The organism is Labrys sp. WJW, from assembly GCF_001676615.1.
Lineage (GTDB): Bacteria > Pseudomonadota > Alphaproteobacteria > Rhizobiales > Labraceae > Labrys > Labrys sedimenti.
In genome coordinates this window covers 67035-88779 of record NZ_LYXZ01000012.1, presented here as the reverse complement: position 1 = coordinate 88779, position 21745 = coordinate 67035, and the positions used below count along the sequence as shown (strand labels likewise).

The following is a 21745-nucleotide window of genomic DNA, read 5'->3' as shown; positions in this document are numbered from 1 at the left end:
AGGAGTCGCCTGATGTCGTCACCTACGCGGGCAGATCCGCCTCGTACCCTCAAGGAACCCTCGATGGACGAGATTCTAACTTCCATTCGCCGCATCATCTCCGACGATCCGCCGGCAAAACCAGGACGCCGTTCCACCGCCGAGGCTTCTTTGTTGGCGGACCTGCCAAGTGCGGCCGCTCTGCCTCGGGAAGAACCGGCGTCGCCCCCCAGCCCGGAGCGGGGTGCCGGCGGCCTGCTCTCGGCGGAGCCTCAATCTGAGGCGGCTTCTGCCTTCGCCTCCCTCAACCATACGGTATTTTCCAAGAACGCGCGCACGATCGAAGATGTCGTGCAGGAGATGCTGAGGCCCATGCTGCAGACCTGGCTCGACGCCAATCTGCCGTCCCTGGTCGAGCGCTTGGTGCGTCAGGAAATCGAACGCATTTCCGGGCGATCGTGACGGGCTGAGGCTCTCTGTCACAAACCGTCAGGCATTTTGATTTCTCACCTCATTCACGAAGCCCTAAATCCCTCGCGTCTAGAGTTCGTCTCGAATCGATGAAGGGTAGGGCGTATGTGCGGCATTGTCGGTATTCTGGGTAAGGAAGCGGTTGCGTTGCCTCTGGTGGACGCCCTGCGGCGCTTGGAGTATCGCGGCTATGATTCCGCCGGCATCGCCACGCTCGAAGGCGGAGCCATCATGCGCCGCCGGGCCGAAGGCAAGCTGCGCAATCTCGAAAGCAAGCTTGATCGCGACCCGCTCGCAGGTGTGATCGGCATCGGTCATACGCGTTGGGCAACTCATGGAAGGCCGACCGAGGAGAACGCCCACCCGCACGCCACCGCTCGAGTCGCAGTGGTTCATAACGGCATCATCGAGAATTTTCGTGAGCTGCGCGAGGAACTGAGCGCCGAAGGCGCACGCTTCCAGAGCGAGACCGACACCGAAGTCGTGGCCCATCTCGTCACCCGCGAGCTCGACCGCGGCCTGCCGCCGATCGAGGCGGTGCATGCCAGCCTCAAGCGCCTGCGCGGCGCCTTCTCGCTGGGTTTTCTCTTTGCCGGCGCGGACGATCTCCTCATCGGCGCACGCCTGGGTTCGCCGCTGGCGATCGGCTATGGCGAGGGCGAAATGTTCCTCGGATCGGACGCCATTGCGCTGGCGCCCTTCACCAACACCATCGCCTATCTCGAAGATGGCGACAGCGTTGCCCTGACCCACGGCTCGGCAACTATCTTCGATGCTGCCTTCAAGCGAGTTCACCGCCCGATCCAGAAATCGCAGGCATCCGCAACCATCGTCGACAAGGGCAACCATCGGCATTTCATGGCCAAGGAAATCCATGAACAGCCCGAGGTCGTTTCCCACACGCTGACCTCTTTCATCGACATGGTCGGCGAGACGATCCGACTGCCCGAGAATTTGCCTTTCGATTGGAAGGAACTCAACCGCGTCACCATATCGGCCTGCGGTACGGCGTCCTTCGCCGGCATGATCGCCAAATACTGGTTCGAGCGTTATGCACGGCTGCCGGTCGAAGTCGATGTCGCCTCCGAGTTCCGCTACCGCGAAGCGCCTCTCGACAGGGGAGGTCTTTCGATCTTCGTGTCTCAATCGGGCGAGACGGCCGATACGCTCGCAGCCTTGCGCTATTGCAAGGAACAAGGCCAGCATACGCTTGCCATCGTCAATGTGCCCACCTCGACCATCGCCCGCGAGGCCTCGGTGATGGTGCGCACTTTGGCGGGCCCGGAGATCGGTGTAGCGTCCACCAAGGCCTTCACCTGCCAGCTCGCCGCCTTGGCGGGGCTCGCCATCGGTGCCGGCAAGGCACGCGGTGTGCTGTCTGCCGAGGAAGAGAGAGAGCTCGTGCACGCCTTGATCGAGGCGCCCCGCCTGATGGCCGAGGCACTGCGCCTCGAACACGAGATCGAGACGTTTTCCAGGGACCTCGCCAAGGCCAAGGATGTACTCTATCTCGGCCGTGGCACCAGCTTTCCCCTTTCCTTGGAAGGCGCACTGAAGCTCAAGGAAATCAGCTACATACATGCAGAAGGTTACGCAGCAGGCGAACTCAAGCATGGCCCGATCGCCCTGATCGACGAGACCATGCCGGTGGTGGTGATCGCGCCTTTCGACACGATCTTTGAAAAGACCGTCTCGAACATGCAGGAAGTTGCCGCACGTGGCGGCCGCATCATCCTGATGACCGATGAAGCCGGGGCGGCGGCTGCCGCGATGACGACCCTGAAGACGATCATCCTGCCTTCGATGCCCACGATCCTGACGCCTCTGGTCTATTCCATTCCGATCCAGCTTCTCGCCTATCACACCGCTGTGATCATCGGCACCGACGTTGATCAGCCGCGCAATCTGGCCAAGAGCGTCACCGTCGAGTAGGAATATCCGCGGGCGCCGCCCGATTGGACCGGTTGCACAAATTTGCATCGACAGCCGGTGACAAGGGCGTGCTAGAAGCGTGACATGGTACGAGATACGCCTCCCCACACGGTGACACCTGCCGGTCCGCCTCAACGGGTCAGCAGATTTGGCGGTTTGCACAGCTACTTTCTCACCGGCCTTGTGGTCACCGGGCCGGTCGCGATCACGCTCTACCTGATCTGGACTTTCATTCAGTGGGTCGACGGCTGGGTCAAGCCGTTCATTCCTGAGCGTTACCTGCCCGAGACCTATCTCCCTTTTCAGATCCCGGGCTTCGGCCTGGTCGTGGCGATCACCGGCCTTACCCTGATCGGCTTCTTCACCGCCAATCTGGTGGGTCGTACCCTGGTGCGCCTCGGCGAGAAGCTGCTCGACCGCACGCCGGTGGTGCGCGGCATCTACAAGGCTCTCAAGCAGGTGTTCTCGACCATCTTCTCGCAATCCGGCACGTCGTTCCGGAAAGTAGGGCTGGTCGAGTTCCCCCAGGGCGCCTGGTCGATCGTGTTCATCTCCGCCGAACCGAGCCCGGTGGTGGAGGAGAGGCTACCCGGCGGCAATGGCGAAGCCTGGGTTTCGGTCTTCATGCCCTGCGCGCCCAACCCGACGACGGGATTCTTCTTCTTGCTGCCGAAGGCAAAGGTGATCGAATTGCCCATCAGCGTCGAGCAAGCCACCAAGCTGGTGATATCGGCCGGCCTGATCCAACCCGAGACGTTGACCGTCTCCGAAGAATTGCGGCCAGGCTGAGCTTGCTGACGCCCTTGCTTCAAGGCTCGATCAGGGCGTTGTTCCAGGCCGTCTCGAGCATGGCCGCAAGGTCCTCCCGGGCGCAGGCTGCGATATCGGCTTCGTCGCTGACACGCCCTACGCTATCCCGATCGTAGCAGACGCACGGCTTCATCCCGCTCGAACAGATAGAGCAAGGTCCGCAGGGCGACGCCGCGCGGCGAGACCAGTTCCGGATCGCGCGCCAGCACCAGCCTGGCATCGTCATTGGCGGGAGCCAGCAGATGGCGATGGCTGTCGAGATCGGCCACCCGGAAGCCGGGCATGCCGGATTGGCGCGTGCCCAGCACGTCGCCTTCGCCTCTCAGTTTCAGATCCTCCTCGGCGATGCGGAAGCCATCCTCCGTCTCGCGCATGATCTCGAGCCGCTTGCGGGAAATTTCCCCAAGCGGGCCCTTGTAGAGCAGCAGGCAGGTCGATTTGTCCGAACCGCGCCCGATGCGCCCGCGGAGCTGATGGAGCTGGGCGAGGCCGAAACGCTCGGCATGCTCCACCACCATCACCGTCGCCTCCGGCACATTGACGCCGACCTCGATCACGGTGGTCGACACCAGGACACGCAGGTCGCCCGCCACGAACCGGGCCATCACCTCGTCCTTGGCCGCACCCTTCATCTGGCCATGCAGCAGGCCGACCTTGTCGCCGAAGAGCGAGACGAGATGAGCATAGCGATCCTCGGCGGCTGCGACATCGAGGGTCTCGGATTCCGCGATGAGAGGACAGACCCAATAGGCCCGTGCGCCGGTCTGCAGCAGGCGCCCCAACCCGTTCACCACCTCATCGAGCCGTTCCAGCGAGATCAAGCGCGTGTCGACCGGTTTGCGTCCGGCGGGCTTTTCGCGGAGCTGGGAGGAGTCCATGTCGCCGAAATAGGTCAGCACCAGGCTGCGCGGAATGGGCGTGGCCGTCATCACCAGCACGTCGATACCGGCATTCTTGCGGCTCAGAGCCAGGCGCTGATGCACGCCGAAGCGATGCTGCTCATCGACGATGGCAAGGCCGAGATCGCGAAACTCGACATCCTCCTGGAACAGGGCATGGGTGCCGACCACGATGTCGATACTGCCATCCTTCAGCGCGGCCTGCATGCGCGTACGTTCGCGGGCCTTGTCGCGCCCGGTGATCAGGCCGACGCGCAAGCCGGCGGCTTCGGCCAGCGGCTGTATGGTAGCCAGGTGCTGGCGGGCTAGGATTTCCGTCGGTGCCATCAACGCCGCCTGCCGGCCGCCTTCCACCATGGTCGCCATGGCAAGCAGGGCCACCACCGTCTTGCCCGAGCCGACATCACCCTGCAGCAGCCGCAGCATCCGGGTCGGCGTCGCCATGTCGGCCCGGATGTCGGCCAATGCCGTAACCTGGCTCGCCGTGAGCTTGAAGGGCAGGGCGGCCCCGATCCGGGCCGAGATCACCCCCGTTCCGGTGACGGCAAGGCCGGGCAGGGCCTTGTTGTGGGCGCGCACCATGGCGAGGGCGAGCTGCGAAGCCAGGAGCTCGTCGTAAGCCAGCCTCAGTCGGGGCGCCGAGTCCGGCGCAACGACCTGCGGTGTCTCCGGCGAATGCAGAGCGGCCAGGGCCTCGCGGAAGCCTGGCCAGCGCTGAGCCTTGAGCCAGGCAGGATCCTGCCACTCGGCGAGCTCGGCGGTGCGGGCGAGCGCTTCCTGCGCCGCCTTCTGGATCTGGCGCGGATAGAGCCCTTCCGTCAGCGGATAGACTGGCTCGACCAGGGGCAGCGATTTGAGCCCTTCCTCATCGACGATGCGGTCGGGGTGCACCATCTGGCGCATGCCGTCGAACAGTTCGATCTTGCCGCTCAGCCAGCGCTTCTCGCCGACCGGCAGGGCATGCTCGATCCAGCTCGTCTGTGCGGCAAAGAAGACGAGGGTGAGATCACCCGTATCGTCATGGACATAAACGCGATAGGGGCCCTTGCCACCGCTGGGCCGATGGCGCTCCACCATGACTTCGACCATTACCAATTCGCCGATCGGCGCATCCGCCAATTTGGGGCGGCGGCGGCGATCGAGCACATTGGCCGGCAGGTGAAACAGGGCATCGACGACCCGCGCTCCAACCGGCTCCGCGCCTCCCAGAAGGCGGGTGAGCAGCTTCACCAGCTTCGGCCCGATCCCTGGCAGGGATGAGACGGAAGCGAACAGGGGGGTCAGAATCGCCGGACGCATGAAAGCCTCATCGGCTCTTTTGACCGGGCAGGCGGCAAGAGGCAAGTTTCAGAGGAAGGAAACCGTTCGCATTGCCTCGAAAGAGAACAGGTGGCGGCACCGTGCAATCCTGTGTTTTGGTTTGCTTGGGCGCTCTGCATTTCCCCCTCATCCCCCTGCCGGGACCTTCTCCCGCAAGGGGAGAAGGAACTGGACTGAGATAGGGCGCGCAGCGGAATGGCTTTCAAATTGTGACCGCCCACCAGATTAATCCCCTTCTCCCCTTGCGGGAGAAGGTCCCGGCAGGGGGATGAGGGGGTATTGCGAGGCAAGGCAAGAAAAACAAAACGGATTGTCGTACTTAGACCCGCATGCGCTCCAGTATTCCTCCGATTACCAGCGCATGGGTGTGTTCGGCATCCCTGGCGGCATAGATCAGGGTGGCGACCTTGTCACCGATCAGGCGGCGGAGCGCGACGACAGCCTCGTTGTTGTGCGCGAGTTCACTTTCGTAGCGGGCCTGAAATTCCTGCCATTTCGCCGGATCGTGGCCGAACCATTGCCGCAGGGCAGGGCTGGGGGCAACATCCTTGGCCCAGATGTCGATATGCGCCTCCGGCTTGGACAGGCCCCGGGGCCACAGGCGATCGACCAGGATGCGCAGGCCGTCAGAGGAAGCGGGTGGATCATAAGCGCGTTTCAATCCGATCGGCATCACGGCTCCCAGTCACCCCGCAGCCCGCGCCCAGGGAATTTGACCGCACGGATGATATTTCGGTCATCCATGGTTTCCACAAGGCTTCTTACTCTCTATACAGCGAGCCAACAGGATCGAGAACATGTCCGGAACGATACGCACTTCTGAGGAACTTGACCCACGTCGCAGACGGATCGTCTACCGGGCCTGGCATCGCGGTTTTCGCGAGATGGACCTCATCATGGGCAGTTTCTGCGATGCCGTCATCGTCGAGCTGTCCGAGGAAGAAGTCGCCGACTTCGAGACTCTCATCGATGCCCCCGATCACGAACTCTACGCCTGGATCAGGAACGAAGAGCCGGTACCAGGCGAATTCGATACGCCCGTGTTCCGGCGGCTGCGCGATTACCATTTCACCATGAAGCCGATGTTTGCATGAAAGCCGCCGATCGACTCGCCGAAGTCCTGAATCGCCCCGGCGGACAACTCGTTTTCTCCAATTGCGCCGACGGCCAGGATGGCCTCGTGCTCGCCGATTTGGCGCGCAAGCTGGTGGCGCAGGCCCGAGAGCGGCCAGCGGCCCTCCTGCACGTCGCGCGCGACGGCACGCGCTCCGCTACGCTGGAAGCGGCCCTCCAGTTCTACGCACCCGATATTGACGTCATCAGTTTTCCGGCCTGGGACTGCCAGCCCTATGACAGGGTTTCTCCCAATGCCACCGTCGTGGCGCGGCGCATGACCGCGCTGTCGCGATTGGCGACCACGAGGGGCGGGGACAAGCCGCGCATCGTGCTCACCACCGTCAATGCCGTGCTGCAACGCGTGCCGTCCCGTGATCTCGTCGCCGCCCAATCGCTCTCGGCTGCGCCCGGCAATGCCGTCAACATGGATCGGCTGTCCGCCTGGCTGGAGCATAATGGCTATCTGCGCTCCTCCACGGTGCGCGAGACCGGCGAATATGCGGTGCGCGGCGGCATCCTCGATCTCTATCCGCCGGGCCTCGCCATTCCGGTGCGTCTCGACTTCTTCGGCGACACGCTCGAATCCATTCGCAGCTTCGACGTCGAGACCCAGCGCTCCCAGACCCAGTTGCGCATGCTCGACCTCGTGCCGATGAGCGAAGTCCAGCTCACCACCGAGACGATCAAGCGCTTCCGCCAGGCCTATCTCGCCGAATTCGGCGCCCAGACCCGCGGCGACCCGCTTTATGAAGCCATCTCGGAAGGGCGGCGCTATGTCGGCCTCGAGCATTGGCTGCCGCTGTTCCACAACAAGCTCGACACGCTGTTCGACTACCTGCCCGAGGTTCCCGTCGCGCTCGATGCGCTGGCCGAGGATGCTGCCGGCGAAAGGCTGGCGCAGATCAAGGACTACTATGACGCCCGCCGCGACGTGCTGGGCAAGCCCGGCGAGAGCGTCCCTTACAAGCCGCTGCCGCCGGATCGTCTCTACATCGCGCCCGAGGAATGGCGACGACGCCTCGACGAGGCCGCCTTGGCCCGTCTGACGCCTTTCGCGTCTCCTCCAACGCCCGGTCGCGAAATCGTCGACTGCGGTGGCCGGCAAGGCCATAATTTCGCAGCGGAACGTGCTGCCGAGGACGCCAACGTCTTCGACGCCGTGGTTCGCCACATCAGAGCCCTGCAGGGCAAGGGCCAGCGGGTTATCGTAGCGGGCTGGACCGACGGTTCGCGTGAGAGACTCGGCGCCGTACTGGCCGATCACGGCCTCACCCAAGCCAAGCCAGTTCCGGACTTCGCCCGTGCCCTGGCCTTGCCGAAAAGCGAGATCGCCCTCGGCGTGCTGCCGCTGGAAACGGGCTTCGAGACCGCGGATCTGGCCATCGTCTCCGAGCAGGACGTTCTTGGCGATCGCCTGGTGCGCCGCGCGTCCAAGCGCAAGCGGGCCCAGAACTTCCTGACTGAGATCGGCACCTTGTCGCCCGGCGACATCGTCGTGCATGTCGAGCACGGCATCGGGCGTTTCGTCGGCCTGCAGACGGTGACCGCCGTCGGCGCGCCGCATGACTGCCTCGAAATCCACTATGCGGGCGGCGACAAGCTGTTCCTGCCGGTGGAAAATCTGGAGCTGCTGTCGCGCTATGGCTCGGAAGACGCCGAAGCGCAACTCGACAAGCTTGGCGGGCGCGGCTGGCAGGAACGCAAGGCGCGTATGAAGAAGCGCATCCGCGAAATGGCGGGTGAGCTGATCAAGATTGCAGCGGCACGTGCCCTGCGCGAGGCGCCGAAGCTGATACCCGCCCAGGGTATCTATGACGAATTCGCCGCGCGCTTCCCCTATAGCGAGACCGAGGACCAGCAATTCGCCATCGATTCGGTGCTCGAGGATCTGGCATCTGGCCGCCCGATGGATCGCCTGGTCTGCGGCGATGTCGGCTTCGGCAAGACGGAAGTGGCGCTGCGCGCCGCCTTTGCTTGCGCGCTGACGGGCAGGCAGGTCGCTGTCGTGGTTCCCACCACGCTGCTGGCGCGCCAGCATGCCAAGACCTTCGCCGACCGCTTCAAGGGATTGCCAGTGAAGGTGGCGCAGCTTTCGCGCTTCGTTCCCGCTGACGAGGCTCGCAAGACCAAGGCAGGCCTGGTCTCGGGCGACGTCGATATCGTGGTCGGCACCCATGCCTTGCTGGCCAAGACCATCGCCTTCCGCGATCTCGGCCTCCTCATCATCGACGAGGAGCAGCATTTCGGCGTGGCCCACAAGGAGCGCCTCAAGCAGCTGCGCTCCGAGGTGCATGTGCTGACCCTCTCGGCGACGCCGATCCCGCGCACCCTACAGCTCGCCCTCACGGGCGTGCGCGAATTGTCGATCATCGCCACCCCGCCCGTCGACCGCCTGGCGGTGCGCACCTTCGTCACGCCTTTCGATCCGGTGGTGCTGCGCGAGGCGCTGATGCGTGAACGCTATCGCGGCGGCCAGAGCTTCTTCGTGGTGCCGCGCATCGAGGACATCGCGGACGCCAAGGCCTTCCTCGACGAATACGCACCCGAGGCCAAGGTCGCCATTGGCCACGGCCAGATGGCCGCCGGCCAGCTCGAAGACGTGATGACGGCCTTCTACGAAGGTAAATACGACATCCTGCTCTCGACGACGATCGTCGAATCCGGCCTGGACATTCCCACCGCCAACACGCTGATCGTCTGGCGGGCCGACATGTTCGGCCTTGCCCAGCTCTACCAGCTGCGCGGGCGCGTCGGACGCTCCAAGACCAGGGCCTACGCCCTGTTCACCCTGCCGGCCAACCGCACCATTACGCCGGGCGCCGAGCGCCGCCTCAAGGTGCTGCAGTCGCTGGATACGCTGGGCGCGGGCTTCCAGCTCGCCTCGCACGATCTCGACATCCGCGGCGCCGGCAACCTGCTCGGCGACGAGCAGTCCGGCCATATCAAGGAGGTCGGCTATGAACTCTACCAGCAGATGCTGGAAGAGGCGGTCGCGGCCCTGAAGGAAGGCGGCGTCGAGACCGAGGTCGAGGAACAGTGGTCGCCGCAAATCACCATCGGCACTCCGGTGATGATCCCGGAGGACTATGTGCCGGACCTGACATTGCGACTCAGCCTCTATCGCCGCCTGTCCTCGCTGGATACCGATGCCGAGATCGACGCTTTCGGCGCCGAGCTCACCGATCGCTTCGGCGAGCGGCCGGCCGAGGTCGACCAGCTTCTCAAGCTGATGTCGATCAAGGCCCTGTGCCGGCGCGCCAATGTCGAGAAGGTCGATGCCGGCCCGAAGGGCGTCGTGGTCTCCTTCCGCGACAACGCCTTCGCCAATCCAGACGGGCTGGTGCGCTACATCGCCGAGCAGGGCTCCTTCGCCAAGGTCCGCCCCGACATGCGCATCCTGTTCCAGCGCGATTTCGACAAGCCCGACGACCGGCTCAAGGGCACGGCCGTCATTCTCAAGAATCTCGCTCGCATCGCCGAGACGAAGAAAGCCGCCTGATCGGACACAACGATGGCAATGCCCTCCCTCTCTTCCGTCGAAACCCCCTTCGTCCAGGTCGACCTCGATATCGCCGAGCGCAATATCGTGCGGCTCCAGGCCTATTGCGACGAACACGGCCTCAAGCTGCGGCCGCATATCAAGACGCATAAACTGCCGCACCTGGCCCGCTTCCAGGTCGAGCAGGGCGCGGTCGGCATCACCTGCCAGAAGCTGTCGGAGGCCGATGCCATGACCGACGGCACCGGGCTCGACGATGTCCTGATCACCTATAATCTGGTGGGGGAGGCCAAGCGCGAGCGCCTGCGAGCCCTTTCCGAACGCATCCGTCTCAGCGTCGTGGCCGACAGCGCCGCCGTCGTCGACGAATTGGCGGCCGCCATGAAGGGAACGGGGCGCAAGCTGACCGTGCTGGTCGAGTGCGATACCGGCGCCCGGCGCTGCGGCGTTCCCACGCCCGAGGCGGCGGCGGAACTGGCAAACCGCATCGCGGCATCATCCGAGCTCACTTTCGGCGGGCTGATGACCTATCCGCCGGTCGGTGGCACCGACGCGGTACAGGATTTCATGCAAAGAGCGAAATCCCTGATCGAAGCTTTTGGAATTCCTGTCGAAACGATTACAAGCGGTGGATCGCCGGATATGTGGCGGGCGCATGAAGCGTCCATCGTCACCGAATACCGGCCGGGCACCTATGTCTACAATGACCGTTCCCTCGTCACCCGCGGCGTCTGTGGCTTCGATGATTGTGCCCTCAACGTAGTTGCCACCGTCGTATCGGTACCCGATACGCACAGGGCCATTATCGATGCCGGCTCGAAGGTCCTGACCTCCGACCTGCTCGGCCTGACGGGCCATGGCCATGTCCTCGGTCGCCCGGACATCGCGATCGACCAGCTCTCGGAGGAGCACGGCAGGCTGGTCACCGAACAGCCGATCAACCTGTCCGTGGGTGACCGCGTGCGCATCGTGCCCAATCACGCCTGCGTCGTCGCCAATATGCTGGACTTCGTGGTCCTTTGCCGTGGCGAGACCCTTATCGGTCCCGAGCCTGTCGCAGCGCGCGGCCGGGTTTGGTAGGAAGCAGTGGTTTCTTCAGCTCCATCGAGAGATGGAGCTGGACCGACCACGTCGTCCGGTGCCTCCCATAGGGTCGATCCGGAGATCGATCCGCCCGTTTTTGTCTGGTATCAGGCCGCGCCCGCAAGCGGCTGGCCGGACTTAGAAGTATCGACACTTTGGCCAAGCTCATGGAGCTGCGGTGCCTCTTGTGCGCTCATGGGCTTGCCAAAGCGTGCGCCCGTGACCTCAAGGAGGCCGACGCCTCGCTCCGTGGCTCCCGAAGCAGGGTAGGAGGTCGATACCCACCCCTCCGCCCCGAGGGGATAGGACACCTCCCGCTCGCTGACGTCGAAACCGATCCCCGGCACCTGCTGGCCACGTAGAGCGAGATAGCCGCTTTCCTCGATGCCGGCCTCGACAAGCGGCAGGGCGGTATCTTCCGGAGCCGAGACCAGGGCTTCGAGCCCGAACCTGCCATCCTCCAGCGAGCGCATCGGCACGATGCCGATCTCACCAAGCACGGCGAAATGCGGAACGGAGCAGGGAACATCGGCCGGAACGACGGCTGTATGGGGCGTGCGCACAAGGCCTGCGACCTTCTCGAGCTTGCGGCTGTCGAACAAGCCGTCGACGAGGCCGGCGCGCAGCACGACATCGGGCAGCAAGGCATGGGTGACACCATGCATCGTCATCTGAACGGCAAAGACCGTCGCATCGAAAGCCTGGTGCAGGACGAGCTGGCATCCCGTGCTGAGCCATGACACAAGGCCGCCGGCAAGCCCGGCAAGCCCTGATGGCGCCATCGGACACAGCAGGCGCGAGGTTCTCGACAGGCCGAGTTCGGCTACCAGGATGGCTGCAGCCGCATGCCATTCCCGGTGATTGCGGGCGACGGCAAAATCTCCCTCCGGGCCTCGATCGATCGTCATGATCGCCAGGCTTTCCTCAGGACGCTCGCGCCGCGACAGGCGGGTAATCGCACCCGTGCGCGGATAGCCGATGCAATCTTCGAACGAGACCGTCCCGCCGGGCAGATCCGCGCCGAAGGCTCCGATGAAGCGAATATCGGCAATGGACTCATCGACGAGATGACGCAGGGACCGCAGGGGCTGGACATCGCCCATGCGCCGCGCCGCCAGGATCGCCTTGGCGTTCAGGCGCTCCGCGACGCCGACGATCTCGGCCGAAGAGAAGTCGATCGGTACGATCACCGCCACCAGACCGGCGCGGATGCAGCCGAGCAATGCGATCAACGTATCCGTGACGTTGAGCCCCTGCACGCAGACCAGCGCCTCGCTCGGCAGTCCCATCTCGAAAAAGCGACCGGCAACCGCGGAAACGGCGGCATCGACCTGGTTCCAGGTCAGCCGGCGAGGCGCGCCGTCGGCCCAGAGCGGGCGATCCGGAGCATCGACCAGGGCCAGCGTATCGCCGCCGCGCTGGGCACTGAGGCGCAGCAGCTGGTCGAGGGTAGGGGGAGCGGGGGCAATCCTGAGCGTGATGTCTGACGTCATGGGGCCTCAGGTATTCACGGGGCACGAATCAGATCCAGGCGAGTGTAACCCCGGATGAAGGCAAAGCCATAGCCGGTTTGTCGGTCCGGGTCGTCCCATCCGCGGGCGCCATCCACACCTTGAGCAGACGTCAGCTCGCATGTCGGTACAGATAAGGCCTCTCGGGTATCAAAGCATTTGGCCTGCCCGGCCGGGCGATCCATAATCGCAGACATGATTCCCGGTCAGAAATTCCTCACGCTCCTGCGCGACATCGCCGCCGACAAGCGCCTCGCTTTCATGCTGTTGCTCGGCTTCAGTTCGGGCCTGCCCTTTCTTTTGGTGTTCTCGACGCAATCGGCCAGGCTGCGCGAGGTCGGGATCACGCGCACCGACATCGGCCTGATGTTCTATGCGACGCTGTTCTACAGCATCAAATTCCTCTGGGCGCCCTTGTTGGAGCGCTTCGATCCGCCGGTGCTGGGCCGGATGGTCGGTCGGTGGCGCGGTTGGCTCCTGATCACGCAGATGGGCGTTATCCTAGGCCTGTTCGGCCTTGCCGGCAGCAATCCGGCAAGCTCGCTGGGAATGACGATATTCTGGACCACGGTTACGGCATTCTTCGCCGCTAGCCAGGACGTGGTGATCGACGGCTGGCGCATCAATGTCATCCCCCGCGATCGTCAGGGCATCATGCTGGCGGTCTCCCAGCTCGGCTATCGCGTCGGCATCTTATGCGCCGGGGCGGGCGCCCTTTATCTGGCCGAGTATTTCGACTGGCAGGCGGCCTATGGTGCGATGGCCGCATTGATGCTCGTCGGCATCCTGGCTGCCTTGTTTGCGCCGGACCCACCTGCCGCCGAGAAGGAAACACTCGAGGGCAAGCTCGTCTCCGTATTCGACGACACCAAGCCTGCCAGTCCGCAAAGAGCATCCAGTTGGCCCGATTGGCTGATCGCTTACAAGGAAGCGTTGAGCGATCTTTTCCTCCGCCGAGGCTGGGTCCTCGTGCCGATCATGCTGCTCATCGCACTCTATCGCCTACCGGACTTCTTGGCTGGCGTGATGTCCAATCCCCTCTATATCGATCTTGGCTTCTCCAAGGCCGAGATCGCCAATATTTCGAAGATTTATGGCTTCGCCATCGGCCTGACGGCTCCGTTCGTCGGCGGCTTTTGCATCTGGCGCTTCGGCCTGATGCCGTCACTGCTCTTCGGCGGCATCGCTGCAGCCACCTCGCATTTGAGCATGGCCCTGTTGGCTTCCATGGGGGCGAATTCGACCTATCTGGCCTTGGCAGTGAGCGTGGAGAGCTTTGCGGGAGGCTTCGCCGGCACCGCATTGATGGCCTACATGTCCTCCCTGACATCACCGGCCTTTGCCGCCAGCCAATATGCCCTGTTGAGTTCGCTTTATGCGCTGCCGGGTAAGTTGCTGGCCGGTATGTCGGGCAAGATGGTCGATCTTTTCGGCTACCCTGTCTTTTTTTCGGCAACCTCGACCATCGGCCTGCCGGTCGCAATCCTTTGTCTGATCGTCTGGCGCTCGGCCGACAAGGAAGCCCCTGCCCGGCCGGAGGAAGAACGGGAACAGGCCTCCCTGGCGGGGGAAGGCGGGCGCCGCTGAGGTCCACGGCAACCGAATCGCTTCCCGATGCAGGCAGGCCGGCTTGCTCCCCCGCAATTTTCGCAACTCGAGTGCCAGATAGGGCAGGCTGGTCACGTTTTCTTCAATTTGTCATGCACAAGCTGCGACACCGTCGCCATAGGTCGTTTTCGAGGCTGGAAACCCGTGCCCGCTTCGTTTAAGGACCTTTTCCGAAATCGTCATCTTGGCGCCTTCGTCGGCGATGAGAGACATTCAGCCCCATCGGTGCGTTGCCACCCCGCGCTTGCCCAGCGCGTTGCGGCGGCGGACTTAGGACCCAAGGATTTTGCATGATGTCGTTCCGCCTCCTTGCGACTGCAGCTCTTGCGGCGCTCAGCCTTGCGGTGACACCCGCATTGGCACAGGATACGCCCGCCAAGCCGGCCGCACCCGCCACGAAGCCGAAGGCACCTGCAGCCAAGCCGGCGCAGAAGCCTGCAGCGGCCGCTCCGGCGGCAGCTGCAGCCCCCGCTGAGCCGGTTCCCGGCCTGGAAGGCGCAACCACGCCCGCCATCTCCAGCTCCCAGCCTGATTGGGTGAAGCTGTGCCAGGCCGATCAGGCCAAGAAGGAAATCTGCCTGACCCGTCGCGACCTGCGCTCCGATACGGGGCAGACGATGATGACGGCCATCCTGATGCAGAACGTCACCGACAAGAAGCAGATCCTGCGCCTCGTCCTGCCGGTCGGCGCCCTGATCCAGCCTGGTGTCGGCCTCTATCTCGACAATGCCGCCTTCTCCACCGGCAAATATGCCGTCTGCTCTCCCGAGGGTTGCCTGGTCGAACTGCCGATCGATGAGGCACAGCTCAAGGCTCTCCGCTCCTCCAAGACCCTGGCGATCGCCTTCAAGACCCCCAACCAGGGCGTCCAGCTGCCCCTGGGCACCGAGGGCTTCGCCAAGGCACTCGACAACAAGCCTCTCGATCCCCAGTCGATCGTCGACGAGCAGAAGAAGCTGCAGCAGCAGTTGCAGGACGCCGCCGAGAAGGCGCGCCAGCAGCTCAACGCCAATCCGGCGCCTGCTCAATAAGACCGCCCAGGAACAGGAATCCAGATTATGCGAAACTCTCTGATCGCTGGCGCTGCGGCAGCCTTGATCCTGTCGGCCGGTACCGCGCTGGCCCAGCAACAGCCCCAGCCTGCTGGCCAGCAGCCCGAACTGCCCAAATTCGACCAGCCGGACTGGACCAAGATCTGCGCCAAAACCCCCGACGGCAAGGACACCTGCCAGACCGTGCGTGACCTTCTGGCGCCGACGGCTGCCTGGATGATGACCGCGCAGGTCGGTCAGGAGAAGGGCGGCAAGCCCAAGCTCACCGTGATCATTCCGGCCGGCGTGGTGCTGCCGCTGGGAGCCCGCGTCCTCGTCGATGACCAGACCATCGACACAGCCAAGTATCGCATCTGCACGGGGCCGAGCTGCATCGCCGACATGCCCTTGACCGACGCCAATCTGGCAAACCTCAAGAAGGGCAAGAAGCTGAAGGTGCAGGCGATCACCTTCCAGGGGCAGCCTATTTCTCTGGATATCGGGCTGGACGGCCTCGGCAAGGCCCTCGATGCCCAGGGCATCGACCAGGCTGGCTATGCCGCCAAGCAGAAGGCCTATGGTGAGAAGCTGCAGGCGATTTTCCAGCCCCTGATCGATGCCCAGCGCAAGCAGCAGCAACAGCAGGGCGGCACCGCTCCTGCGGCACCAGCTGCCCCGGCAGCTCCCGCAGCGCCGGCAGCCCCGGCGCAATGAGATGACAAAGGCCGGCCTTCGGGCCGGCCTTTTCATATCGGAAGGTGGCTGCCTCGCACCGGTCACGGAAGCAGCCGATATGCTCAACGAGCCCGGTTGTCAGTGCCGCGTACCGGGCTTCAGCCGATAGCCGCCATCGTCATCGCGATCGAATAGTTCTTCGATCTGCGTGTTCCGGACCGGCCTGCCGCTGTCGTCGATAACCAGGTTTTGCTCGGAGACATAGGCGACATATTCAGTCTCCTCATTCTCCGCGAACAGATGATAGAAGGGCTGGTCCTTCGAAGGGCGCACATCTTCCGGAATGGACTGCCACCATTCTTCCGTATTGGCGAACTCCGGATCGACATCGAAGATGACGCCGCGGAATGGATAGATGCGGTGACGCACCACTTGACCGATAAAGAACTTTGCTTCCCGCGCTTTATTCATACGCCGTTCAATCGTCATCTGTGCTCGGCAGGCCTGCAATATGATGCCAGCAAGCCGGGCGATACCGAGTTCGCCACAACTGCGCGAACCTGCTATCCCGTTATCAGGATAGCAGTATTCTCGTCAAAGTCGTCCAATATTTCATTAAGAGAGGACGGCGTGACCCGCCGTCATCCCCAGCGCCGGTGTGCCCACATCCATTGTTCGGGATGTTCGCGGATCCACTGCTCGAACAGGGCATGAATTCTGCGCGTCGCTTCGGCAATGTCGGCATCGCGGTCAGCGGTACGCGGCACTTCGATGGCCTCAGCCTCGATGTAGAAATGCACGCCGCCGGTACGCACGCATCGCGCAGCGAGCAGTACGGCATCGGTGCTACGGGCCAGCAAGGCGGGAAAGGGCGTGGTCGGGGCAGGGCGCCCGAAGAATGGCGTCGTGATGCCCCGGCGGTCACGCAGATCCGCCAGCAAGGCCACCGAGCCGCCCTCCCGTACGATGCGCATCAATTTGCGCCCGATGTCATTGCCCTTCGGGAACAGGCCGCGCGGATAGCGGTCCCGGCGAGCCAGCGTGACATAATCATCGACCCTGGGGTTCTTCATGCGCTGGTAGACGCCGGCTGCCTTGATACCGTGAAGCAGTGTCGGATAGATCACCAGCTCCCAATTGCCAGTGTGCAGCGAAACGAAGACACTGCCCTTGCCGGAGGTTTTCAGCGCACCGAGCTGATGGCCGGCGCGGTCTTCGATGCGGCCGGCCCGGAGGATGCGCTCGCTGATCAGTGCTTCCGCGAAGGTCCGGCCAAGTTGCATCCACATGGCCCGCGCAATGCCCTCGATCTCGGCGCGCGATTTTTCGGGATAGGCTGCTGCGAGATGACGAAGGGCACGTTCGTGGCGACGCAGATGCGGCGCGACGAGGCGCCAAATCGCCCCCATCACCCATGAGCCGAAGTCGATGGGTAATATATGCAACAAGCCGGCAAGGGCACGCAGTGCACCGTATTCGAAGGCGTATTTAATCCGCCGCGTGCGGCGTCGCCCCCCCTTTTCGTCCGTGCCGCCCGCCACGATGCCTTCCGCTGTTTCCACGAATTGTTCGTCCCTCCGGCCATTGATAGCAGAAGCCGGAAGAATTCAATGCTCTGCTGCGCGCGCGAGCCCCTGCCGCATCATCACTCGTCTCAGGGGAGCGACCCGCTCAAGGGCGTAGAGCCCGAGGCCGCGCAGCCCCTGCAGAGGAAAATGCCCGGACAGCAAGGAGCGGTTCAAGAGATCGACAGCCGAGTGGCGGGTCCCGATGTCGAGCCGCCTTGCCTTGGCATAGGCCTCGATCACGTCGGCATCGCCGGGATCGCGGGCGACCTCCAGGGCCTTGGCCAGGGCTGCAATGTCGCGCAGCGTCAGGTTGAATCCCTGCGCCCCGATCGGCGGCAGCACATGGGCGGCCTCGCCGATGAGCGCAACCCGACCAACCGCCTGCGTCATCGCCACGACCGCACTCATCGGCCAGAAGGAGCGCCGGCCGTCGACCTCGACATGGCCGAGCAGGGCGTGGCTGCGGATTTCGATGGCCCGGGACAGGGCGGCATCATCCAGCACCCGCAACTCTTCGGCCTTTTCAGGGGAGACGACCCAGACGAGACTGGCCCGCTGCCCCGGCAGGGGCACCAGTGTGAACGGGCCGGACTCGGTGTGGAACTCGGTGGAGATGTCGCGATGGCTGCGGCCGATCTTCAGATTGAGGGCCAGTGCCACCTGCGGATAGTCATGGCTGCGCGTCTCGATCCCGGCAGCCTGCCGCACGAGCGAGCCGCGTCCGTCCGCGGCAATGATGAGATCGGCAGTCAGATCAGGCTGTCCGTCGAGCTTGAGAACGAGACCGGCTGGTCCCGGTTCGGCCGCAAGCACCCGCACCGGCAGATGTTCAACACCGGCATCCCGCAGACGGGCCTGCAGGATCCGGGTCAGAGCGCCGTTGGGGATGTTCCAGCCAAACGCCTCCAGACCGATCTCCTCGGCCTTGAAGGCGATAGGGCGGGCCCGCAGGAGCCGCTGGGTCGCATCGACGATGGACATCACCCGCAGCGGCGCAGCCTCGGAATGACCGGCAATCGCGATGCCTGCCCTTGCCAGGGCCTGGATGCTGCCATCGAGCAGGGCGGTGGTGCGTGTGTCGCCCACATTGCCGGGCGGGCCGACCAGGGTAGTCCTGAAGCCTTTTGCAGCAAGGACCACGGCACAGGCCAGGCCCGCAAGCCCGGCCCCTACGATGACGATCGACCGATAATTTGATTCACGATTGGCTGGCATGATGCTCAACGCAATTAACGCCCTCTGAAGCGGACGTCACGTGTTTTCCGGATGCGGCGGACCAGGCGCAATTGCACCGGAGCGCGTGAATTTGGTAATATCGGGCGGAACGGACATCGGCGATGAAAAGCTTTGTGATCGGGCTCTTTCTGGCGGCCGCTGTGCTGGTGCCGCCGCTGCGTGCGGAACCGTTCACCACCACCGCGCCCATCGCCCTGGTGATCGAAACCGGTTCAGGCACGGTCTTGCTCGACAAGAATGCCGACAAGCCGGTCGAGCCCGCCGCCATGGCCAAGATCATGACCGTCGCCGTGGTCGCCGAAGCTCTGCGCAAGGGCCAGGCTTCGAGAGAGACCGAATATCCGATTTCGGAGGACATCTGGCGCAAGGGTGGTGCTCCCTCGGGCAGCGCCACCATGTTCGCCGCCGTGAGGAGCCGGATGCGTGTCGATGATCTCCTGCGCGGGGTTATGGTCCAGGCTGCCAATGATGCCTGCCTGGCGCTGTCGGCGGGCCTCACGGGCCAGCTCGAGGGGCTGGTGCCGCGCATGAACACGCTGGCCGCCGAGATCGGCTTGCAGCACACGCAATTCCGCAATGTCACCGGCTTTGCCGATCCGGCCCAGTTGACCACGGCGCGAGATCTCGCCCGGCTGCTCGGCTGGCTCCGCCGGAACGAGCCGGACATCTATGCCATCTACCAGGAGCGGGACTTCACCTGGAACAAGATCCGGCAAACCAACCGCAATCCCCTGCTCACACAGGGCCTGGGTGTCGATGGCGGTGTCACCGGCGCATCCGACACGGCGGGCTATGGCGTGGTCGTTTCAGCCCTTCACGGCGACCAGCACTTCATCATGGTGCTGCACGGCCTGCAATCGAATGCCGAACGGGCAACGGAAGCCAAACGCGTTCTCGAATGGGCCGAAAACTCATTCCGCCCGCGTCTCGTCTTCACCAAGGGCGAGATTGTCGGCGAGGCATCCGTCTATGGCGGCACGGCCAATGTCGTGCCCGTCGTGGCCGATCGCGACGTCTCCATGCTGGTGGACAGCAGCGGTACGGAAAAACTCAGCGCCAGACTGCTCTATGATGGGCCTCTTGAGGCGCCGGTACAGAAAAACACCTCCGTCGGCCGGCTCCAGATCCTGCGCGAGGGACAGGTTTCACTGGAAATTCCCCTGTATGCAGCCGCCGATGTGCCAGTCGGCAGTCTTCCCCAACGCGCATTCGGTGCTATCTACGAACTTGGCATCGGATTGATACAGGGTGGGCACGACAAGCGATGAAGGGCCGGTTCATAACGTTCGAAGGCGGCGAGGGCGTGGGTAAATCCACCCAGATCCGCCGGCTGGCGGCATCCTTGAACGCGCTCGGCGTCGAGACCCTGCTGACTCGCGAACCCGGCGGCTCGCCGCATGCCGAGGAATTGCGCGAAGTTCTGCTTTCCGGCGGCGCCAAGCATTTCGGTCCCTTTGCCGAGACCATTCTGTTCTATGCGGCACGCGATGACCATCTCAACACCACGATCAGGCCTGCCTTGGCCAGGGGATTGTGGGTCCTGTGCGATCGCTTCATGGATTCGACCCGTGCCTATCAGGGGGTGCTGGGCGAGGTCGAACCAGCCCTGATCCGCTCGATCGAGCGTGTGGTGGTTGGTTCCACCGTGCCAGACCTCACGTTCATTCTCGATATGCCGGCCCGTGACGGGCTCGCCAGGGTCCGGTCCCGCGGCACGGCCATCGATCGCTTCGAAGGTGAAAGCCTGAATTTCCATGAGAAGCTGCGCGAGGCCTTTCTGGCCATCGCCGAATTCGAACCCCGTCGCTGCGCCGTCGTCGACGCCTCCGCCTCCCAGGATGCGGTTGCCGCGGCAATTCTCGGCGTGGTGCGAAGAAGGCTCAACCTCGATGCGGCCCAGGTGTCGGCATGAGCGAACGCCTCGAAAGCGATACGCTGGCCGACAGCCCGCATCCGCGCGAAACCACGCATCTGATCGGCCAGGACCGGGCGGAGCAGGCTCTGCTGAGTGCCTATCGTTCGGGCCGCATCCATCATGCCTGGCTGCTGGGCGGCCCCGAGGGCATCGGCAAGGCGACGCTGGCCTATCGCATGGCCAAATTCGTGCTCACCCATCCCGATCCTCACCAACTCGGCGATGCAACGAGCCTCTCTGTCGCCGCCGACACCACGGCTGCACGCCAGATCGTATCGCAATCGCATGTCGACCTTGCGATCCTGCGTCGCCTTCCCAACGACAAGACCAAGGGGTTCTATTCCAACATTCGTGTCGACGACGTCCGCAGCGTGGTGCGTTTCCTCGGCTCCACCGCCGGGGCAGGGGGGTGGCGCATCGCCATTATCGATTCTGCCGAGGACCTGGCACGTGAGGGCGCCAACGCCCTGCTCAAAGTGCTGGAAGAGCCGCCGCCGCGCGTTCTCTTCTTGATGATCTCGCATCAGCCGGCCCGCCTCCTGCCGACCATTCGCTCGCGCTGCCGGCTACTCACGCTCGATCCCCTCGGCGACGCCGATGTCCTCAAGGCCGCGGCACAGGCGCGTCCAGATCTGTCCGAGCAGACGCTGGCTGCAGGCGCTGCCTTGGCGCAGGGCAGCGTCAGGCGCGCCTTGACCCTGGCGGATGGGGAGGGGGTATCTCTGCACCGTTCCCTTACGGACCTGCTGGCCAAGCTGCCTCGGATCGATGTAGCCGCAGCCCACGCTCTCGCTGACCGCTGCGCCAACAAGGCAGGCGACGAGAATTTCGCGCTCCTGCTCGACTTCCTCGACGAATGGCTGCACCAGCGCCTGCTGGCGGCGCGTGGTGAACCCGTGGCCCGCCTTGCGCGCTGGGCTGAGGTATGGGAGAAGGCCCGTCATGCTGCGCGTGATGTCGAGGCCTACAATCTCGACCGCAAACCTTTCGTGCTCGCGACCCTCGGCTTGCTCGCCGAAGCTTCTGCAGCCTAAAGGGCTTTGCGTTAGACGCAATCGCGTCGACTCGCGAAACGCCCCAGGCATTTTCCGG

The 21745-nt window shown here is 63.9% G+C and carries 18 protein-coding genes; 12 read left to right on the top strand and 6 right to left on the bottom strand.

The window, feature by feature from the left end:
- The first annotated feature begins 12 nt into the window (after positions 1-12).
- The 3 genes from BA190_RS07705 (at position 13) to BA190_RS07695 (ending at position 3171) form a co-directional block, all read left to right on the top strand.
- Complete coding sequence (locus BA190_RS07705; RefSeq protein WP_245314611.1) at positions 13-441, top strand: PopZ family protein; 429 nt, start codon at positions 13-15, stop codon at positions 439-441.
- 114 nt (positions 442-555) lie between these two features.
- A complete protein-coding gene (glmS, locus tag BA190_RS07700; RefSeq protein ID WP_068284903.1) occupies positions 556-2382 on the top strand; it encodes a glutamine--fructose-6-phosphate transaminase (isomerizing) in 1827 nt (608 codons plus the stop codon).
- Positions 2383-2538: 156 nt separating this feature from the next.
- A complete protein-coding gene (locus BA190_RS07695; protein ID WP_068284901.1) occupies positions 2539-3171 on the top strand; it encodes a DUF502 domain-containing protein in 633 nt (210 codons plus the stop codon).
- Between the two features lie 122 nt (positions 3172-3293).
- On the opposite strand, the gene recG is transcribed toward BA190_RS07695, so the two are convergent.
- Entirely contained in the window at positions 3294-5390 is a 2097-nt protein-coding gene (gene recG / locus BA190_RS07690; RefSeq protein ID WP_068284900.1) for an ATP-dependent DNA helicase RecG, read from the bottom strand.
- Between the two features lie 340 nt (positions 5391-5730).
- Positions 5731-6084, bottom strand: a complete 354-nt coding sequence (locus BA190_RS07685; protein WP_068284898.1) for a DUF488 domain-containing protein — start codon at positions 6082-6084, stop codon at positions 5731-5733.
- A 124-nt stretch (positions 6085-6208) separates the two neighbouring features.
- Between BA190_RS07685 and BA190_RS07680 the strand changes: the two genes are divergently transcribed.
- The 3 genes from BA190_RS07680 to BA190_RS07670 are packed head-to-tail and all read left to right on the top strand — an operon-like array spanning position 6209 to position 11106.
- Positions 6209-6505: a succinate dehydrogenase assembly factor 2 gene (locus BA190_RS07680; protein WP_068284896.1), complete on the top strand. Its 297-nt coding sequence runs from the start codon at positions 6209-6211 to the stop codon at positions 6503-6505.
- A complete protein-coding gene (gene mfd, locus BA190_RS07675) occupies positions 6502-10026 on the top strand; it encodes a transcription-repair coupling factor (protein WP_068284895.1) in 3525 nt (1174 codons plus the stop codon). Before BA190_RS07680 ends, mfd begins: the two co-directional genes overlap by 4 nt.
- Positions 10027-10044: 18 nt before the next feature.
- Positions 10045-11106 carry a D-TA family PLP-dependent enzyme gene (locus tag BA190_RS07670; protein WP_371260300.1) on the top strand — a complete coding sequence of 354 codons (1062 nt, stop codon included), beginning with the start codon at positions 10045-10047 and terminating at the stop codon, positions 11104-11106.
- Between the two features lie 110 nt (positions 11107-11216).
- Here the strand turns inward: BA190_RS07670 and BA190_RS07665 are convergent, their stop codons facing one another.
- Entirely contained in the window at positions 11217-12602 is a 1386-nt protein-coding gene (locus tag BA190_RS07665; protein WP_068284892.1) for a class I adenylate-forming enzyme family protein, read from the bottom strand.
- A 213-nt stretch (positions 12603-12815) separates the two neighbouring features.
- Here BA190_RS07665 and BA190_RS07660 point away from each other — a divergent pair, with 213 nt between their 5' ends.
- From BA190_RS07660 to BA190_RS07650, 3 genes are all read left to right on the top strand, one after another.
- The gene (locus BA190_RS07660) at positions 12816-14207 is read left to right on the top strand and encodes an MFS transporter (protein WP_068284891.1); all 1392 of its coding nucleotides are present in this window, start codon (positions 12816-12818) and stop codon (positions 14205-14207) included.
- 311 nt (positions 14208-14518) lie between these two features.
- Positions 14519-15259 carry an invasion associated locus B family protein gene (locus tag BA190_RS07655; RefSeq protein ID WP_068284890.1) on the top strand — a complete coding sequence of 247 codons (741 nt, stop codon included), beginning with the start codon at positions 14519-14521 and terminating at the stop codon, positions 15257-15259.
- Between the two features lie 27 nt (positions 15260-15286).
- Complete coding sequence (locus BA190_RS07650) at positions 15287-15973, top strand: invasion associated locus B family protein (protein ID WP_068284889.1); 687 nt, start codon at positions 15287-15289, stop codon at positions 15971-15973.
- A 99-nt stretch (positions 15974-16072) separates the two neighbouring features.
- Here BA190_RS07650 and hspQ read toward each other — a convergent pair whose 3' ends face one another.
- From hspQ to BA190_RS07635, 3 genes are all read right to left on the bottom strand, one after another.
- Positions 16073-16423, bottom strand: a complete 351-nt coding sequence (gene hspQ, locus BA190_RS07645; RefSeq protein WP_245197071.1) for a heat shock protein HspQ — start codon at positions 16421-16423, stop codon at positions 16073-16075.
- A gap of 152 nt (positions 16424-16575) precedes the next feature.
- A complete protein-coding gene (locus BA190_RS07640; protein ID WP_202908439.1) occupies positions 16576-17496 on the bottom strand; it encodes a lysophospholipid acyltransferase family protein in 921 nt (306 codons plus the stop codon).
- A 45-nt stretch (positions 17497-17541) separates the two neighbouring features.
- The gene (locus BA190_RS07635; protein ID WP_068284937.1) at positions 17542-18717 is read right to left on the bottom strand and encodes a UbiH/UbiF family hydroxylase; all 1176 of its coding nucleotides are present in this window, start codon (positions 18715-18717) and stop codon (positions 17542-17544) included.
- A gap of 122 nt (positions 18718-18839) precedes the next feature.
- Here BA190_RS07635 and BA190_RS07630 point away from each other — a divergent pair, with 122 nt between their 5' ends.
- Genes BA190_RS07630 through BA190_RS07620 form a run of 3 tightly spaced genes read left to right on the top strand, consistent with a single transcriptional unit; the run spans position 18840 to position 21687 of the window.
- Entirely contained in the window at positions 18840-20006 is a 1167-nt protein-coding gene (locus tag BA190_RS07630) for a D-alanyl-D-alanine carboxypeptidase family protein (RefSeq protein ID WP_068284886.1), read from the top strand.
- On the top strand, positions 20003-20650 hold the full coding sequence (gene tmk, locus BA190_RS07625; protein ID WP_068284885.1) for a dTMP kinase: 648 nt from the start codon (positions 20003-20005) through the stop codon (positions 20648-20650). Before BA190_RS07630 ends, tmk begins: the two co-directional genes overlap by 4 nt.
- Positions 20647-21687, top strand: coding sequence for a DNA polymerase III subunit delta' (locus BA190_RS07620; protein WP_068284883.1), 1041 nt, complete (start codon positions 20647-20649; stop codon positions 21685-21687). The genes tmk and BA190_RS07620 overlap by 4 nt, the downstream gene beginning before the upstream one ends.
- The last annotated feature ends 58 nt before the right edge of the window (positions 21688-21745 follow it).

Bases quoted from the DNA above. Each gene is read 5' to 3' on its own strand.
- BA190_RS07705 (WP_245314611.1), top strand. From the start codon at position 13: ATGTCGTCACCTACGCGGGCAGATCCGCCTCGTACCCTCAAGGAACCC.
- glmS (WP_068284903.1), top strand. From the start codon at position 556: ATGTGCGGCATTGTCGGTATTCTGGGTAAGGAAGCGGTTGCGTTGCCT.
- recG (WP_068284900.1), bottom strand. From the start codon at position 5,390: ATGCGTCCGGCGATTCTGACCCCCCTGTTCGCTTCCGTCTCATCCCTG.
- BA190_RS07685 (WP_068284898.1), bottom strand. From the start codon at position 6,084: ATGCCGATCGGATTGAAACGCGCTTATGATCCACCCGCTTCCTCTGAC.
- BA190_RS07680 (WP_068284896.1), top strand. From the start codon at position 6,209: ATGTCCGGAACGATACGCACTTCTGAGGAACTTGACCCACGTCGCAGA.
- mfd (WP_068284895.1), top strand. From the start codon at position 6,502: ATGAAAGCCGCCGATCGACTCGCCGAAGTCCTGAATCGCCCCGGCGGA.
- BA190_RS07670 (WP_371260300.1), top strand. From the start codon at position 10,045: ATGCCCTCCCTCTCTTCCGTCGAAACCCCCTTCGTCCAGGTCGACCTC.
- BA190_RS07665 (WP_068284892.1), bottom strand. From the start codon at position 12,602: ATGACGTCAGACATCACGCTCAGGATTGCCCCCGCTCCCCCTACCCTC.
- BA190_RS07660 (WP_068284891.1), top strand. From the start codon at position 12,816: ATGATTCCCGGTCAGAAATTCCTCACGCTCCTGCGCGACATCGCCGCC.
- BA190_RS07655 (WP_068284890.1), top strand. From the start codon at position 14,519: ATGATGTCGTTCCGCCTCCTTGCGACTGCAGCTCTTGCGGCGCTCAGC.
- BA190_RS07650 (WP_068284889.1), top strand. From the start codon at position 15,287: ATGCGAAACTCTCTGATCGCTGGCGCTGCGGCAGCCTTGATCCTGTCG.
- hspQ (WP_245197071.1), bottom strand. From the start codon at position 16,423: ATGACGATTGAACGGCGTATGAATAAAGCGCGGGAAGCAAAGTTCTTT.
- BA190_RS07635 (WP_068284937.1), bottom strand. From the start codon at position 18,717: ATGCCAGCCAATCGTGAATCAAATTATCGGTCGATCGTCATCGTAGGG.
- BA190_RS07630 (WP_068284886.1), top strand. From the start codon at position 18,840: ATGAAAAGCTTTGTGATCGGGCTCTTTCTGGCGGCCGCTGTGCTGGTG.
- tmk (WP_068284885.1), top strand. From the start codon at position 20,003: ATGAAGGGCCGGTTCATAACGTTCGAAGGCGGCGAGGGCGTGGGTAAA.
- BA190_RS07620 (WP_068284883.1), top strand. From the start codon at position 20,647: ATGAGCGAACGCCTCGAAAGCGATACGCTGGCCGACAGCCCGCATCCG.